14 protein-coding genes are annotated in these 15,999 nt (G+C 69.2%); all 14 read right to left on the bottom strand.

Going from position 1 to position 15,999, the window contains the following annotated elements; all coding sequences use genetic code 11:
* Nucleotides 1-2: 2 nt before the first annotated feature.
* The gene (locus HZB86_06755) at nt 3-875 is read right to left on the bottom strand and encodes a 4-hydroxy-tetrahydrodipicolinate synthase (GenBank protein MBI5905237.1); all 873 of its coding nucleotides are present in this window, start codon (nt 873-875) and stop codon (nt 3-5) included.
* Nucleotides 876-897: 22 nt separating this feature from the next.
* Nucleotides 898-1,728 carry a diaminopimelate epimerase gene (locus tag HZB86_06760; GenBank protein ID MBI5905238.1) on the bottom strand — a complete coding sequence of 277 codons (831 nt, stop codon included), beginning with the start codon at nt 1,726-1,728 and terminating at the stop codon, nt 898-900.
* An 82-nt stretch (nt 1,729-1,810) separates the two neighbouring features.
* Nucleotides 1,811-3,097, bottom strand: a complete 1,287-nt coding sequence (gene lysA, locus HZB86_06765; GenBank protein MBI5905239.1) for a diaminopimelate decarboxylase — start codon at nt 3,095-3,097, stop codon at nt 1,811-1,813.
* Between the two features lie 144 nt (nt 3,098-3,241).
* Nucleotides 3,242-4,615, bottom strand: coding sequence for an argininosuccinate lyase (gene argH / locus HZB86_06770; protein ID MBI5905240.1), 1,374 nt, complete (start codon nt 4,613-4,615; stop codon nt 3,242-3,244).
* A 1-nt stretch (nt 4,616) separates the two neighbouring features.
* The gene (locus tag HZB86_06775; GenBank protein ID MBI5905241.1) at nt 4,617-5,825 is read right to left on the bottom strand and encodes an argininosuccinate synthase; all 1,209 of its coding nucleotides are present in this window, start codon (nt 5,823-5,825) and stop codon (nt 4,617-4,619) included.
* Between the two features lie 20 nt (nt 5,826-5,845).
* Nucleotides 5,846-6,760, bottom strand: coding sequence for an ornithine carbamoyltransferase (argF, locus tag HZB86_06780; GenBank protein ID MBI5905242.1), 915 nt, complete (start codon nt 6,758-6,760; stop codon nt 5,846-5,848).
* Entirely contained in the window at nt 6,757-7,959 is a 1,203-nt protein-coding gene (locus HZB86_06785; GenBank protein ID MBI5905243.1) for an acetylornithine transaminase, read from the bottom strand. The genes argF and HZB86_06785 overlap by 4 nt, the downstream gene beginning before the upstream one ends.
* Nucleotides 7,956-8,849 (bottom strand): acetylglutamate kinase, encoded by an 894-nt coding sequence (gene argB, locus HZB86_06790; protein ID MBI5905244.1) that lies wholly within the window; start codon nt 8,847-8,849, stop codon nt 7,956-7,958. The genes HZB86_06785 and argB overlap by 4 nt, the downstream gene beginning before the upstream one ends.
* An 18-nt stretch (nt 8,850-8,867) precedes the next feature.
* Entirely contained in the window at nt 8,868-10,208 is a 1,341-nt protein-coding gene (gene hslU / locus HZB86_06795) for an ATP-dependent protease ATPase subunit HslU (protein ID MBI5905245.1), read from the bottom strand.
* A 35-nt stretch (nt 10,209-10,243) separates the two neighbouring features.
* On the bottom strand, nt 10,244-10,786 hold the full coding sequence (gene hslV / locus HZB86_06800) for an ATP-dependent protease subunit HslV (protein ID MBI5905246.1): 543 nt from the start codon (nt 10,784-10,786) through the stop codon (nt 10,244-10,246).
* The gene (locus HZB86_06805) at nt 10,783-11,754 is read right to left on the bottom strand and encodes a tyrosine recombinase XerC (protein MBI5905247.1); all 972 of its coding nucleotides are present in this window, start codon (nt 11,752-11,754) and stop codon (nt 10,783-10,785) included. The genes hslV and HZB86_06805 overlap by 4 nt, the downstream gene beginning before the upstream one ends.
* Nucleotides 11,755-11,839: 85 nt before the next feature.
* Entirely contained in the window at nt 11,840-13,036 is a 1,197-nt protein-coding gene (locus HZB86_06810) for a GGDEF domain-containing protein (protein MBI5905248.1), read from the bottom strand.
* 3 nt (nt 13,037-13,039) lie between these two features.
* The gene (gene trmFO / locus HZB86_06815; GenBank protein ID MBI5905249.1) at nt 13,040-14,368 is read right to left on the bottom strand and encodes a methylenetetrahydrofolate--tRNA-(uracil(54)-C(5))-methyltransferase (FADH(2)-oxidizing) TrmFO; all 1,329 of its coding nucleotides are present in this window, start codon (nt 14,366-14,368) and stop codon (nt 13,040-13,042) included.
* Nucleotides 14,361-15,998, bottom strand: a complete 1,638-nt coding sequence (locus HZB86_06820; protein ID MBI5905250.1) for a PAS domain S-box protein — start codon at nt 15,996-15,998, stop codon at nt 14,361-14,363. Before HZB86_06820 ends, trmFO begins: the two co-directional genes overlap by 8 nt.
* Between the last annotated feature and the right edge of the window lies 1 nt (nt 15,999).

Here is a 15,999-nt window from a genome sequence, read left to right on the forward strand (position 1 = left end):
CCCTACAGGATCTTCAGGCCGGAGAGGACCTTCGCGAGGGCCTTCCGGTTCCCGTCGGACATCGCGCACAGCGGGAGCCGGAACTCCTCCCGGACCTTCCCCATCATGGCGAGCGCGGTCTTCGCCGGGATCGGATTCGTCTCGATGAACAACGCCTGCATGAGCGGCCACAGGCGGAAGTGGATCTCCCGCGCGCGGTGGACCTGTCCGAGAGAGAACGCGTCGTAGAGATCCGCCATCAGGCGCGGCGCGACGTTCGAGACCACGGAGATGATCCCCTTGGCGCCCAGGGCCAGCATCGGGAAGAAGAGCCCGTCGTCCCCCGACAGCACGCAGAACGTCCGCGGGGTCATCGAGAGGATGTCGCAGATCTGCGCGAGATTCCCGGACGCCTCCTTCACCCCGACGATGTTCCGCACCTCGGAGAGGCGGGCGACCGTCTCCGCCGCCATGTTGACGCCCGTCCGTCCGGGAACGTTGTAGAGCACCAGGGGGATGTCCGCGGCCCCGGCGACCTCGGTGAAGTGGGCGACGAGCCCCTTCTGCGTGGGCTTGTTGTAGTACGGCGTGATGACGAGCGCCGCGTCGGCGCCCGCCTTCTTGGCGTACCGGGTGAGGGCGACCGCTTCCCTCGTGTTGTTGGAACCGGTCCCCGCGATCACGGGCACCCTGCCGTCGACCGCCTCGACCACGAGGTCGATCACCTGCCGGTGCTCGTCGTGGGAGAGGGTCGCCGACTCTCCGGTCGTCCCGCACGGGACGATCCCGGCGGTCCCGTTCCGGATCTGGAACTCCACCAGCCTTTTCAGCCCCGCCGCGTCCAGCTTCCCGTTCCGGAACGGCGTGACGGTCGCTACGATCGCCCCGTGGAACATCCGTCTTCCTCCCCCTTCCGCCTCAATAGCGGTACGCTTCCTCGAAGATCTTCCCGTCGCACGACCAGGAGGTGTCCCCCTCGAGGTACACCTCGCCGAAATCCTTCCTCCCGGCGTCGAAGTGGATCGTCAGCGTCTCCCCGCCGCTCGTCCGCACGGCGACCGGCGGCGCCGCGAGCCCGCGAATCGACGCGAGGATGCCGCTGGCGACCGCCCCCGTCCCGCACGCCAGCGTCTCGCCCTCCACGCCGCGCTCGTACGTGCGCGCCCACACCACGCCGTCGCGAACCGTCACGAAGTTGACGTTCGTCCCCCGGGGGGCGAACGCCTTGTGCCGCCGGATCCCGCGCCCGACGCCCGCCACGTCGACCCGCTCGAGGTCCGCGACGAAGAGCACCGCGTGCGGGACCCCGGTGTCGAGGAACGAGTACGTGTACCGCTTTCCCGCCAGCGTGAGCGTCCGGTCCAGGCGAAGCCCCGCCGGACGGGTCATCTGCAGCTTCACGCGACGGCCCGACACCGACGCGCGGACGGTCCCCGCGAGGGTCTCGAACGCCATCGCCCTCCCGGCGATCTTCCGGGCGAATGCGAAGCGCGCGGCGCAGCGGCCGCCGTTGCCGCACATCTCGGCCCGGGAGCCGTCCGCGTTGTAGAAATCCCAGCGGAAGTCCGCGCTTTCCGACGGCTCCACGAGGATCAACCCGTCCGCCCCGATCGATCGGGAGCGGTCGCACACCTTCGACGCGAACGCGGGCCGGTCGATCCCCTCCAGGAGGCCGTCCCGGTTGTCGATCAGGAGGAAGTCGTTGCCGCTTCCGTTGATCTTGGAAAAGGGGATTCCACGAGCCGCCATCTTCGCCTTCCCGCCGCAGGATAATGCTTCATCGTAGCAGAACCCCGATCGAGGTTCCAAGAACGGATCGCGGGGACGGTTTTTAGCGCCGCCGCCGCAGGAACGACGCCGTGCGCTCCCCGCGGGAGACGTCGCGCGCGGACTCGCGCTCCCGGACGATCTCGCACCGGTCGCCCGATACCATCACCTCGGCGGCCCGCGGCCGGCTGTTGTAGTTGGAGGACATGGAGAAGCCGTACGCCCCCGCGCTCATGACCGCGAGCAGGTCTCCCGACCGGTACGGCGGCATCGCCCGGTCCCTCGCCAGGAAATCGCCGGACTCGCAGATGGGGCCCACCACGTCCGCCGTCACCCGGCCGCGCGGCGCCCTCCCCACCGGCAGGATCGCGTGGTACGACCCGTAGAGGGACGGCCGCGCCAGGTCGTTCATGGCCGCGTCCACGATGAAGAAATATTTCTTTCCCTTCCCGGCGGGGGACGGGATCGGTTTCGTGTAGAGAACTTCCGTCACGAGAACCCCCGCGTTTCCGACCAGCACGCGCCCCGGCTCGAGGACCAGGGTGACGTCGATCCCCCGGAACGCTCCCGCGACGGCGTTCGCGTACTCCTTCGGGTGGGGCGGCATCTCGTCGTTGTACCGGATCCCGAGCCCGCCGCCGATGTCGACCAGCCGGATGGGCATCCCCTTCGCCAGGAGCTTGTCGACCAGCTTCCGCACGCGCCCCGCCGCGTCGACGAACGGAGCCACGTCGGTCAGCTGCGAACCGATGTGGCAGTCCACGCCCACCACGTCGATGTGTCGCCGCCTCGCGGCCCACTCGTAATCCTTCATGGCCTGCGCGATGTGGATCCCGAACTTGTTCTTCTTCAGGCCCGTCGAGATGTACGGGTGGGTCTTCGGGTCCACGTCGGGATTGACCCGGATCGAGACCGGGGCCCGTTTGCGCATCCTGCCGGCGACCGCGTCGATCGTCTCGAGCTCCTCGCGCGACTCGACGTTGAACATCAGGATCCCGCGGCGGAGCGCCTCCTCGATCTCCCACACCTTCTTCCCGACCCCGGAGTAGACGATCTTCTTCGGGGGGGCGCCGGCCGCGAGCGCCCGGGCCAGCTCCCCTCCCGAGACGATGTCCACGCCGCTGCCGAGGTTGGTGAAGGTGCGGATGACCGAACCGTTCGAGTTGGCCTTCATGGAGTAGCAGATGACGTGCGGTACGGCGGCGAACGCCTCGTCGAACACCTTGTAGTGGTGGGAGAGGGTGGCGTGGCTGTACACGAAGACCGGGGTCCCCGCCTGGCGGGCGATCTCCTTCAAGGGGTACCCCTCGCAGCAGAGCTGCCCCCGTCCGTTCACCGCGAAATGGTGCATGCCGTCACCTCGATGCGTAGTATTGTGCGGAGGCGAATACGGACGCCGAGCGCGGCTCCGGCTTCGCCTTCCGACCGCAGCCGGCGGCCCACAGGAGGAGAAACGCCGCCGCCAGGACCGCCGCCGGCCGCAATCCTCCGCGCCTCATTTCTTCCGCAGGGCCGAAAGGCGCGCCCGGACCGGGTCGGGACCCGTGCCGCCGCGCGTCCTGCGGAGCCGGACCGAGTTCGAGAGGGAGATGGCGTCCCGGACGTCCTCCCCGATCGCCTTCGAGAAGGTCCGCAGCTCCTTGAGGCTTGCGTCCTTCAGCCGTTTCCCCTTCCCCTCGCAGTACCGCACGATCTTCCCGGTGATCTCGTGCGCCTTCCGGAACGGAACCCCCTTCCGCGCCAGGTAGTCCGCGAGGTCGGTGGCGGTCAGGAAGCCGTCGTCGCACGCCGCCCGCATCCGCTCGTCGTTCACCGTCATCCCGCGGAGCAGGAGGTCCGCCCCGGCGAGGCAATCCTTCACCGTGCGGGCCGAGTCGAACACCGGTTCCTTGTCCTCCTGCATGTCCCGGTTGTAGGACAGGGGCAGCCCCTTCATGATCGTCAGCAGGTTCAGGAGGTTTCCGTACGCGCGCCCGGTCTTCCCCCGGATCAGCTCCGCCACGTCCGGATTCTTCTTCTGGGGCATGATGCTGCTCCCGGTGCAGAGGGCGTCGGGGAGCGACAGGAATCCGAATTCCGAGGAGGACCAGTACACCATCTCCTCGGAAAGACGGGACAGGTGCATCATCGTGACGGCGCACGCGTAGAGGAAATCGGCCGCGAAGTCGCGGTCCGAAACGGCGTCGACGCTGTTCTCGCAGACCCCGTCCATCCCGAGCTCGCGCGCCGTGTACGCGCGGTCGAGCGGGAAGGTGGACCCCGCCAGCGCCCCGGCCCCCAGCGGGGACACGTTGGTCCTCCGCCGGACCTCCGCGAAACGGTCCGCGTCCCGCGCGAACATCTCCCGGTACGCCAGCAGGTGGTGGGACAGGAGGACCGGCTGCGCCCTCTGCATGTGGGTGTACCCCGGGAGGACGACTCCGAAGAGCTCCTCCGCCCGGTCGACGAGCGACCCGCAGACCGCGGCGAGGAGGTTTTCGACGGCGTCGATCTCGTCCCGCAGGAACAGCCGGAGATCCGTGGCGACCTGGTCGTTGCGGCTGCGCCCGGTGTGGAGCTTCCCCCCGACCGGCCCGATCTTCCGGATCAGCCGCTGCTCGATCGCCATGTGGATGTCTTCCTGGGAGAGGTCGAAGGAAAGCTTTCCGGAATCGATCTCCTCGAGGATCTCCGAAAGGCCCGCGACGATCCGCTCCGCCTCGGCCTTCGGGAGGATCCCCTGCTTCCCCAGCATCCGGGCGTGCGCCACGCTCCCGGCGATGTCGTGCCGGTACAGGAGGACGTCGTACGGGATCGACGCGGTGAACTCCTCGACGAACCGGTCGGTCCCGGAGCCGAACCGCCCTCCCCACGCCTTCTTCTTCGCCATGTCAGCCTTTCCCGTTTTTCAGCATCGACCGGATCTTCAGGCGCAGGGCGTTGATCTTGATGAACCCGGTCGCGTCGGCCTGGTTGTAGACCGTCTCCTTCTCGAAGGTGGCGAAGTCGGTCCGGTAGAGGGACACCGGGCTCTTCCGCCCGGCGACGGTCACGCCCCCCTTGTACAGCTTGAGACGCGCCGTCCCGGTGACGTTCTCCTGGGTCGCCGCGATCGTTCCCTTCAGCAGGTCCATCTCCGGCGAGTACCAGTACCCGTTGTAGATGAGCTCCGCGAACCGGGGCATCAGGGTGTCGCGCAGGTGCATGACCTCGCGGTCGAGGGTGAGCGACTCGACCGCGCGGTGGGCGGCGTGCAGGATCGTCCCTCCCGGGGTTTCGTAGACGCCGCGGGACTTCATTCCCACGTACCGGTTCTCGACGAGGTCCACCCGGCCGATGCCGTGCCTCCCGCCGACGGCGTTCAGGTGCCCGAGGAGCTTCGCGGGTCCCATCTTCCTCCCGTCCACCGCGACGGGGATGCCCCGTTCGAAATCGACCTCGACGTACTGCGGGCGTCCGGGCGCCTTTGCCGGGGACCGCGTGAGGACGAACATGTTCTCCGGGGGCTCCGACCAGGGGTCCTCCAGGATCCCCCCCTCGAAGCTGATGTGGAGCAGGTTCCGGTCGCTGGAGTACGGCTTCGCCGCCGTGACCGGCGTGGGGATGCCGCGCTTCCGGGCGTAGTTCACGAGGTCGGTCCGGGATGCGAGGTCCCATTCCCTCCACGGGGCGATGACGCGGATCCCCGGCATCAGGGCGTAATAGGTCAGCTCGAACCGGACCTGGTCGTTCCCCTTCCCCGTGGCGCCGTGGGAAACGGCCTCGGCCTTCTCCTTCCGCGCCACCTCGATCTGCTTCTTGGCGATCAGCGGGCGCGCGATCGACGTCCCGAGGAGATACGCGCCCTCGTACACGGTGTTCGCCATCAGGGCCGGGAAGACGAAATCCCGGACGAACTCGTCCTGGACGTTTTCCACGTAGACCTTCGACGCGCCGGTCCGCTTCGCCTTCGCCCGCACGGGGGCGAGCTCCTCGCCCTGCCCCAGATCGGCGACGAAGGCGATCACCTCGCACCCGTACGTCTCGATGAGCCATGCAAGGATCACGGACGTGTCGAGCCCCCCGGAATACGCCAGAACGACTTTCTTGACGTTTTTCAATCTCTTAACCCTCCATGTCTCTAGTGTCGTATCAGCTTTTCCAGGACGGCCATCTGGACGTGGAGCCGGTTCTCCGCCTCGTCGAAGACGGCGGACCGCGGCCCCTCCATCACCGCGTCCGTTATCTCCTCGCCCCGGTGGGCGGGAAGGCAGTGCATCACGATGGACCCGGGCGCGGAAATCTTCAGCATCGCTTCGTCGATGCAGTACCCGCGGAAGGCGGCCATCCGTTTCCGGCTCTCGGCCTCCTGCCCCATGCTGGTCCAGACGTCGGTGTACAGGACGTCCGCCTTTCGCGCCGCGTCGGCGGGATCCCGCACGACGCGAACGTCCCCCCGCCCCATCCTTTCCGCCTCGGCCAGGACGCCCCGGTCCGGCTCGTACCCTTTCGGGCAGGCGACACGCAGCGTGAACCCGAGGACGTGGGCGGCCTCGACCCACGAGTTGGCGACGTTGTTCCCGTCCCCCACGAACGCCACCCGCATCTTCCGCAGGTCCTTCCCCCGCTCCTTCGCCGTCATCAGGTCCGCGAGGATCTGGCACGGATGGTGGTCGTCCGTCAACCCGTTGATGACCGGGACCGTGGACGCGGAGGCGAGCTCGACCGCGGTCGCGTGGGCGAACGTCCGGATCATCACCGCGTCGACGTACCGCGAAAGGACGCGGGCGGTGTCCCGGATCGGCTCTCCCCGCCCGATCTGCGTGTCCTCCGGCGACATGAACAGCGCGTGCCCTCCCAGCCGCGACATGCCGACTTCGAACGAGACGCGGGTGCGGGTGGACGCCTTCTGGAAGATCATCGCCAGCGACTTCCCCCGGAGCGGCCTGGGGGCGCCCCGCTTCCCCGCTCGCCGCTTCCACGCCTGCCCGGATGCGACGATGGCGAGGAGGTCCCTGTCCGAAAGGTCCAGGATGCGGAGCAGGTCCTTCCTCACCCCTTCCTCCCCCCGGCCGGGAGCACGGAGGCCAGGATGGACAGGGCCCGGTCGATCTCCTCCTCCGCGACCGTGAGCGGCGGCAGGAACCGGAGAACGTTCCCCGCCGCGGCGTTGACGACGAGCCCGGCGTCGAGGCAGGCGGCCGCGATCGGCTTCGTCTCGGCCTCCATCTCCATTCCGACCATCAGCCCCGCCCCGCGAACCTCCCGGACGTCGGTGCGGCCGGCGGCGATATCCGCAAGGCCCGCGACGAGCTTCTCCCCCTTCCGGGCGACGGAGTCGAGGAACCCGGGCGAGGACAGGATCTCCATCACCGCGAGGGAGGCGGCGCAGCAGACCGGGTTCCCGCCGAAGGTGCTCCCGTGGCTCCCCGGTCCGAACGCCGCGGCGACCTCGTCCCGCGCGACGACCGCCCCCAGCGGCAGGCCGTTCGCCAGCCCCTTCGCGAGGGTCGCGACGTCCGGGACGACGCCGGACCGGGAGCACGCGAGGAACGAGCCGGTCCTCCCCATGCCGGTCTGGATCTCGTCGGCGACGAACAGGATCCCCCGGTCGGAGCAGAGGCGCGCGGCTTCCCCGAGGTACCCCGGGGGGAGCATCCGCACGCCGTTCTCCCCCTGGATCGGCTCGATCAGGAGGGCGCAGACGCGGTCGGTCAGCGCGGCCCGAAGCGCCTCGACGTCGCCGAACGGGACCGTGGCGAACCCCGGGAGCATCGGCTCGAATCCGACGTGGAACTTCGGCTGGGCGGTGGCCGACAGCCCGCCGTACGTCCTCCCGTGGAACGACCCCTCGAGCACGACGATTTCGTGGCGGCCCTCCCCGTACCGCTCGCGCGACCACTTCCGGGCCAGCTTCATCGCCGCCTCGTTCGCCTCGGTCCCGCTGTTGCAGAAGAAGACCTTCCCCCCGGTCGTCGCCGCCGACAGCCTCTCCCCGAGAAGCGCCTGGGACGGCACGTGGAACAGGTTGGAGACGTGGACGAGCATCCCCGCCTGTTCGGCGATGGCGCGCGTCACGGCCGGGTGCGCGTGCCCGAGGAGAGCGACCGCGATCCCGCCGAGAAAATCGAGGTACCGTTTCCCCGCGTCGTCGAACAGCCAGCTCCCCTCCCCGCGGACGAACGTCACCGGGAACCGCGAGTAGTTCCGCATCTGGTACCTCTCCGTCAACGCGATGGCCTCGCCCGCCTTCATTTCCGGGCCGCCCCCGATGCGGAGCGGACGATCTCCGTGCCGACTCCCGCGTCGGTGAAGATCTCGAGCAGCACGCTGTGCGGGACCCTCCCGTCGATCACGTGGACCTTCCGGACCCCCTTCCGCAGGGCGGTCAGGCCGCATTCGACCTTCGGGATCATCCCGCCGGTGATCTCCCCGGACCGGATGGCGGCGACCGCCTCCTTCTCGGTCATCGTGGAGATCCTCTCCCCCTTCGCGTCGAGCACGCCCGCCACGTCGGTGAGGAGGATGAACTTTTCAGCCGCGACGGCCGCGGCGACCTCCGCGGCCGCCGTGTCGCCGTTGATGTTGTACCCCTCGCCCCCCTCTCCGACCCCGATCGGGGCGATGACCGGCACGAATCCGTCGGCCTCGAGGACCTTGAGGATGCCGGGACGGACCGCTTCCACCTCTCCCACCTGCCCGAGGTCGATCGGCTCGCCCGTCGCCCGGCTCTTCGCGGAGATCTTCCGCGCCCGGATCAGTCCGCCGTCCTTCCCGCACAGGCCGACCGCCTTGCCGCCGAACTTGTTGACCAGGGCCACGATCTGCTGGTTCACCGTGCCGCCCAGGACCATCTCCACCACTTCCATGGCCTCGGCGGAGGTCACCCGGAGCCCCTCCTTCCGCTCGGTCGGGATCCCGAGAAGCTCGAGCATCCGGTCGATCTGCGGGCCGCCGCCATGCACGACGACGGGCCGGATGCCCACGTACTGCAGGAGGACGATGTCCTCCGCGAAGGACGCCATCCGCGCCTCGTCCTTCATCGCCGCTCCGCCGTACTTCACCACGACCGTCTTCCCGGTGAACTCGCGGATGTACGGAAGGGCCTCGATCAGCGTCTCCGCCTTCTGGATGTACCCCTTCATCTCCCCCCCGCCCCTACGTCACAGGATGTAGCGGCTCAGGTCGGCGTCCTTCACGATCCCCGCGAGCCGGTCGTCCACGTATCGGCGCGTCACCACGACCTCGCTGCCGGATGCCTCCGGCGCCGAGAACAGCAGTTCGTCGAGAAGGCGCTCCATCATGGTGTGGAGGCGTCTCGCCCCGATGTTCTCGGTGCGGTCGTTCACTTCGCACCCCATCTCCGCGATCCGGTCGACCGCGCCCGGTTCGAACGAGAGCCGGACCCCCTCGGTCGCAAGCAAAGCCTCGTACTGCCGGAGGAGCGCTCCGTGCGGTTCCGTCAAGATCCTCACGAAATCCTCCTTCGTCAAGGAGGAAAGCTCCACCCGGATGGGGAACCGCCCCTGGAGCTCCGGGATCAGGTCGGACGGCTTGTTCACGTGAAACGCCCCGGCGGCGATGAACAGGATGTGGTCGGTCCGGACGACGCCGTACTTCGTGTTCACGCTGGACCCCTCGACGATCGGCAGCAGGTCCCGCTGCACCCCCTGCCGGGAGACGTCCGGCCCCCCGTGGGACTCCCTTCCGGCGATCTTGTCGATCTCGTCGAGGAACACGATGCCGGACTGTTCGGCCCGCTCCACCGCCAGCAGCTTCACCCGGTCCATGTCGACCCGCTTCGCCGCCTCCTCCTGTTCCAGGAAGCGGATGGCCTCCGGGACCTTCAGCCGCTTCCTCCGGGTCCGTTTCGGAAACAGGTTGGACAGCATCTCCTGGAGGTTCCCCTCCATCCCGTCCGGGGCGCCCCCCGCGACGCCCCCGAGTTCGATCACGGGGAGAGACGCCTCCCGGACCTCCACCTCCACCGTCCGGTCCGCGAGCTTCCCCTGGCGAAGCATCGAACGGAACTTCTCCCGGGTCTCCGCCGACCCGTCCGCCGCCGACGGCGAAACGGGATCGGCCGGGCGGGCGGGCACGCGCGGGAGAAGGAGGTCCAGGAGCCGCTCCTCGGCGTCGGCCCTCGCCCGGTCGGCGACCTTCTCCATCTCCTCCGCCCGCACCATCCGGACGGCGATCTCCGCGAGGTCGCGGACGATCGACTCGACGTCGCGCCCCACGTACCCCACCTCGGTGAACTTGGACGCCTCCACCTTGAGGAACGGGGCCTGGGCCAGCTTCGCCAGCCGCCGGGCGATCTCGGTCTTCCCGACCCCCGTCGGGCCGACCATGATGATGTTCTTCGGCGCGATCTCGTCCCGCAGCTCGGGAGCCACCTGCTGCCGCCGCCACCGGTTGCGGAGAGCGATGGCGACCGCGCGCTTGGCGGCCCCCTGGCCGACGATGTGACGGTCGAGTTCCGAGACGATCTCCCGGGGAATCAGGTGCCGTTCCTGTCCGATCCCGGCCGTCTCCCGCGTCACGGCGCGTCGATCTCCTCGGCGACGATGTTCGCGTTCGTGAAGACGCAGATCTCCGAGGCGACCCGGACCGCCTCCCGGGCGATTTCGCCGGCCGAAAGCGTCGTGTGGAGCAGGAGGGCGCGCGCCGCCGCGAGCGCGAACGATCCGCCGGAGCCGATGCCGATCACCCCGTCGTCGGGCTCGACCACGTCCCCGTTCCCGGACAGGAGCATCAGCTCCTTCCCGTCGGTGACCACCATCAGGGCCTCCAGCCGCCGAAGGACGCGGTCCGTCCGCCACTCCTTCGCCAGTTCGACCGCGGCCCGCCGCAGGTTTCCGCGGAACTCCGAGAGCTTCGCCTCGAACCGCTCGAAGAGGGTGAAAGCGTCCGCCGTGCCGCCGGCGAAGCCGGCGACCACCGCACCGTCATGGAGCCGGCGGATCTTCCGGGCCGTCTGCTTCAGAACCGCGTTCCCCATCGTCACCTGCCCGTCCCCGGCCAGGGCGACTTTCCCGCCGCGCGAAACGGCGACGATGGTGGTTCCCTGGAACGGGATCATTCGTCCTTTCCCCCGGAGCGGCGCCGCGACTTCGCGGCCGCAAGCGGATGCGCCTTCCCGTAGGCCCCCGTCAGGTGGCTCACGTCGACCCTCGCGTACCGCTGGGTCGTCGAGAGCGACGAATGGCCCAGCATCTCCTGGATCGCGCGCAGGTCGGCCCCCGACTCGAGCAGGTGCGTCGCGAAGGAGTGCCGCATCCCGTGCGGGGAGAGGCGGCGACCGACATTCCCGTCCGCGATCGCGCGCTCCAGCATCCTCGCCACGCTGCGCGCCGAGATCCCTCCGCCCGATTTCCCGCCGACCTTCCCGCTCCGGTTCAGGAAGAGCGGTTCCTCCGATGCGTCCCGGAAATCGCCGCCGAGAGCGGCCGGTCGCACCGCGAGGTACTCCTTCAATGCGTGGACCGCCTTTGCTCCCACGGGGACCACCCGCGTCTTCCTCCCCTTCCCGGTAACGCGGACCGTCCCGCCCTCGAGGGACACGTCCCGCAACCGGAGGGCGACCAGTTCCCCGACCCGCAGTCCCGAGGAGTAGAGCAGTTCGAGGATCGCGGCGTTCCGCTTCGACGGCGGGTCGTCCGCCGGGAGGGAGGCGAGGAACCCTCCCATCTGGTCCACGGGCAGGAACTCCGGAAGCCGGGCCGGTCGCCGGGGAGCCGACAGCCCCGTCGCGGGATTCGCCCGGATCTCCCCCAGCGAAACCAGGAAGGAGAAGAAGGTCCGGACCGCGGACAACCTGCGGGCGGCCGTGGACGGCTCGCACCCCGCGATGGCTTCGGTGAGGAACCGCCGGACGTCCGCCGGCGTGACCCGGTCCCACCCCCCGGGGTCGGGATCGGAGCCGGTCGACGCAGCGACGTGTTCGCGGAGGGAGCGAACCTCGCGAAGGTAGGCGCGGACGGTTTCCTTCGACGCGTTCCGCTCCGCCTCGAGAGCCTTGCGAAACCTCTGGACCGCCCCCTCACCCACCGTGGCGCTTCCCCCGCACCGGAAAAGAGTTTTTTAACACTTCCGCCGTTCCCGATCAAGGTCCGGAAAGGGGATTCGGGAGGGATCACTCCGCCCGGATTTCCGGGGGTCGCGGCCGGGATACCCGGTTCCTGCCGGTCTCCTTCGCGTGGTACAGGGCCGCGTCCGCGATGCGCACCAGCTCCGAGAAGCTCTCACCGTCCTGCGGGTAGGTGGCGACGCCCCCGCTGACCGTGATCCGGACGGGCTCGGGCACTCCCGGAAGGGCGAACGGAGTCGACTCGAGCGCGGCGCGAAGCCGGTCGGCGTGGAGGAACACCTGCTCGGCGTCGAGGGACGAGACCATCAGCGCGAACTCCTCGCCGCCGTACCGGACCACCGCGTCGGAGCTTCGCGTGGCGTCCCGGAGGAACGAGGCGAGCTGCCGGAGGACCGCGTCCCCCGCGGGGTGGCCGTACCGGTCGTTGATCGACTTGAAGTGGTCGATGTCGAACAGGATGAACGACAGCGGAAGGGCGTAGCTGCGCGCCCGCCGCATCTCGACCACGCACCGCTCGGCGAGGTAGGCGCGGTTGTGGAGGCCGGTCAGCGGGTCGGTCATCGCCCGCTGCTCGAGCGTCTCGATCGCCAGCGCGCTCTGGAACGCGTTCGCGATCAGGTCGGCGAGCATGGACGCGTACCGCCGTTCCTGCTCCAGGTCGACCGTCACGCCCGCCACGACCATGACGGCCACCACGGTGTCCTCGACGACGACGGGGAGGACCGCGTCCGGGACCATTCCGGCGCGCTCCAGCCCCGACAGGTCCGAAAGGCCTCGCAGGGCGGCGTGCTCCTGCCGAAGGACGAGCACCTTGTTCGCCATCGCCAGGGCGAGGATCCCCTCCCCGGGGGAGACGCGAAGCGACTGCTTCCACGCGGGGGGAACCCCGACGCCTTCCGTGAGGACGAGGTTGCCGTCCTTCGCGACCCGGAGGAAGGCGATCTGCGCGGGCTTGAAGAACTCCTTCACCAGGCGGACCGCGAGCCGCGGGAGGGCCGTGTGGGGCTGCCGTTCCCCGAGGCGGCGCACGATCGAAGGGATCAGCACCGCGATCTCCGTTTCGCGCGCCTTTCCCTCCTGGTGGTGCTGGAGCCCGCGTTGGACCTCGCGATTCTCCGCCCGCCGCGCCCGCAGCTCCGCTTCCTTCTTCCGGAGCTCGACGGCCTGGATCGCCCAGCCGACCACGGCCCCCGCCGCGAAGAACACGGCGCAGGCGATCACCGCCGCCATCGCGACCAGCAACCGTTATCCTCCTTCCGCGCGAAACGCCGGGCAGGACCCCGCGAACCTCCGGGCCGCCTCCAGCGCGATTTCCGCCTTGCGCTCCTTCCGGTCCCTCTTCCTCCGCGCCGGCACCTCCGGGAGGAGACCGAAATTCGCGTTCATCGGCTGGGGCTCCCCGCTCCCCGGCGTCGTGATGTGCGCCATCAGGGCGCCGATCATCGTCTCCGGCGGAAAGGGGACCGGTTCCTCTCCGCGCGCGCGCCGCCCGGCGGAAATCGCCGCGACCAGGCCGGAGGCGATCGACTCCACGTACCCCTCGACGCCCGTGATCTGTCCCGCGAAGAACAGCCCGCGACGATGCCGCGATTCCATCCAGGGATGGAGGTGGCGACGGGCGTCGAGAAAACCGTTGCGGTGGACCGAACCGTGCCGCAGGAAGGTCGCGCCGGACAACCCCGGGATCATCGAGAAGACCCGCTCCTGCTCGGGGTACGCGAGCCGCGTCTGGAACCCGACGAGATTATACATCGTGCCCGCCGCGTTCTCCTTGCGAAGCTGGACGACCGCGTGCGGGATCCTCCCCGTCCGGGGGTCGGGGAGGCCGACCGGCCGCAACGGACCGTAGAGGAGGGTTTCCGGTCCGCGACGCGCCATCTCCTCCACCGGCATGCACCCTTCGAAGAATTTCGGGTCCTCGAACTCCCGCAGGGGGACCGTCCGCGCCGAGAGGAGGGCCCGGAGGAACGCGTCGTACTGTCCGCGGTCCATCGGGAGATTCAGATAATCGCCCGTCCCCGCGCCGTATCGGTCCGCCACGTAGGACGCGCTTCGATCGATCGACTCCGCGTCCACGATCGGCGAGATCGCGTCGTAAAAATGGAATCCCCCGTCTCCCAGGTGGGCGCGGATCGCCTCCGCGATGGATCCGGACGCGAGGGGGCCGCACGCCAGGACGACCAGGGGGTCCCCCGGGATCTCCGTCGCCTCCCGCTCCCGGACGACGATCGCGCGCCGCGAGCGGACCGCGGCGGTGACGTTCCGCGCGAACAGCTCGCGGTCCACCGCGAGCGCCTTGCCGGCGGGGACCCTCGCCGGATCCGCCAGCGTCATCAGGCGCGAGCCGAGGATGCGGAGCTCCTCCTTGAGGAGCCCCTTGCCCGACGACCGCTCCTCGGACCCCAGGGAGTTGCTGCAGACCAGCTCCCCGAACCACCCGGTCCGGTGCGCTTCCGTGCCGCGCGACGGGCGCATCTCGATGAGCGTGACCGGGATCCCGGCGTCCGCGAGGAGAAGCGCCGCCTCCGATCCGGCGAGGCCGGCCCCCACGACCGTCACGGCGGCGTCAGGCACCGCGGCCCCCCTCCCGCAGCGAGGGGAGGAAGACGGAAAAGGTGCTTCCGCCGCCCGGCGTGGATCGCACCTCGATGAACCCCTTGTGGAAGTGCACGATCCGCTGCGAGATGGAAAGTCCGAGCCCCGTGCCGCCCTCCTTGGTCGTGAAGAAGGGGTTGAAGATCCTGTCCAGGTTCCTCGGTTCGATCCCCTCGCCGGAATCGGAGACCGTCGCGGCGACGTACCGGACTCCGTGGCGGATCTGCTCGAACACGTCCACCCGGATGCGGCCCCCCGCCGGCGTCGCCTGGACGGCGTTCCGCACCAGGTTCCACGCCACCTGCGTGAGCTGCTCCGCGTCCCCTTCCACCGGGAGCTCGCCCGCGCCCAGGAATTCGACCGTCACGCCCTTCCCGCGCCCCTCCCCCGCGCGGACCGCCTCCACCACGTCCTTCATCAGCGTCCCCAGGTCGACCGGGCCGGTGTTTCGGAGCGAGTGACCCGTGTAGGCGAGGAAATCGGAGATCAGCCCGTTCAGCCGCTTCGTCTCCCGCTCGATGATCTCCAGGAGCGTGGCCGCTTCCCCGGGCACCTCGGGAGAATCCCGGAGGAGCTGGGAAGAGCCCGCGATGGAGGCGAGCGGGTTGCGGATCTCGTGGGCGAGCCCCGCGGCGAGCTCCCCGACGCCCGCCAGCCGGTCCGCGATCCGCACGCGCTCCTCCATCTGCTTGATGGGGGTCAGGTCCTGGAAGATGACCACGCGGCCGATCGTGCGGCCTTCGGCGTCCTTCATCGGGGAGGAGGAGAAACCTAGGTAGATCTCCGAGCCGTCGGATCGCCGGAACCGCGTCTCGGGACGGGGCGCCGGGGAATCCTCCTTCCCCTCGCCCCCGTCGATCCCGGAGAAGATCCGGTTCAACGGGGTTCCGGTGGCCTCCTCCCGGGTCACGCCCAGGATCGAACAGGCCGCGTCGTTCAGCAGGCTCACCATCCCCCCGGTATCGGTCGTCAGGATCCCGGAGGGGATGTTGTCGATCACGTTCTTGTGGAACGTCTCGAGCTTCAGGATGACCTCGTCCCGGTCCTGGACGCGCTGCTTTCCCCTCCGGATGTCCTCGCCGAGAAGTCCGGAGAGAACGCCGGTGAGGAGGAACCCGGTCGAGTGGGTCACCCCGGAACGGACGACCTGCGACAGGACGATCGACGCTTCCTCCGTCCCCGGGGGAACGACGATCCCGCGGAACTGGAGGTACACGAGGAGGGAGAACGCGGACGACGAGAGGACCGCCCACGCCACGGCCCCCCGCATGTACCGTTCGAGGCTGCCGAGGAGGATGACCACCACGTACATGAAGGAGAAGATGCTGTCGTACCCGCCGGTCGCGAAGACGAGAATCGAGATGAACGCGACGTCCGCCAGCGCCTGGGCGTAGATGAACGGTTCGGGGAGATCGGTGCCTCCCCAGACGGCGTATCGGATGAGGAGCCAGCCGTAGGACAGCAGCACGGCGAGATACAGGAACTGGAACCCCCCCGTGAAGAGGAGGTCCGGGGAGCGGAACTGCACCGACACCACGGACGAAAGGAGCGCGAAGCTGATCCCGGATCGGACCAGGAGGAAATTCCGCCCTCCCGGCCCCCGACCCACG

This window comes from Deltaproteobacteria bacterium (assembly GCA_016234845.1).
Taxonomy (GTDB): Bacteria; Desulfobacterota; Deferrimicrobia; order Deferrimicrobiales; family Deferrimicrobiaceae; genus JACRNP01.

Bases quoted from the DNA above. Each gene is read 5' to 3' on its own strand.
- HZB86_06755 (MBI5905237.1), bottom strand. From the start codon at position 875: ATGTTCCACGGGGCGATCGTAGCGACCGTCACGCCGTTCCGGAACGGG.
- HZB86_06760 (MBI5905238.1), bottom strand. From the start codon at position 1,728: ATGGCGGCTCGTGGAATCCCCTTTTCCAAGATCAACGGAAGCGGCAAC.
- lysA (MBI5905239.1), bottom strand. From the start codon at position 3,097: ATGCACCATTTCGCGGTGAACGGACGGGGGCAGCTCTGCTGCGAGGGG.
- argH (MBI5905240.1), bottom strand. From the start codon at position 4,615: ATGGCGAAGAAGAAGGCGTGGGGAGGGCGGTTCGGCTCCGGGACCGAC.
- HZB86_06785 (MBI5905243.1), bottom strand. From the start codon at position 7,959: ATGAAGGCGGGCGAGGCCATCGCGTTGACGGAGAGGTACCAGATGCGG.
- argB (MBI5905244.1), bottom strand. From the start codon at position 8,849: ATGAAGGGGTACATCCAGAAGGCGGAGACGCTGATCGAGGCCCTTCCG.
- hslV (MBI5905246.1), bottom strand. From the start codon at position 10,786: ATGATCCCGTTCCAGGGAACCACCATCGTCGCCGTTTCGCGCGGCGGG.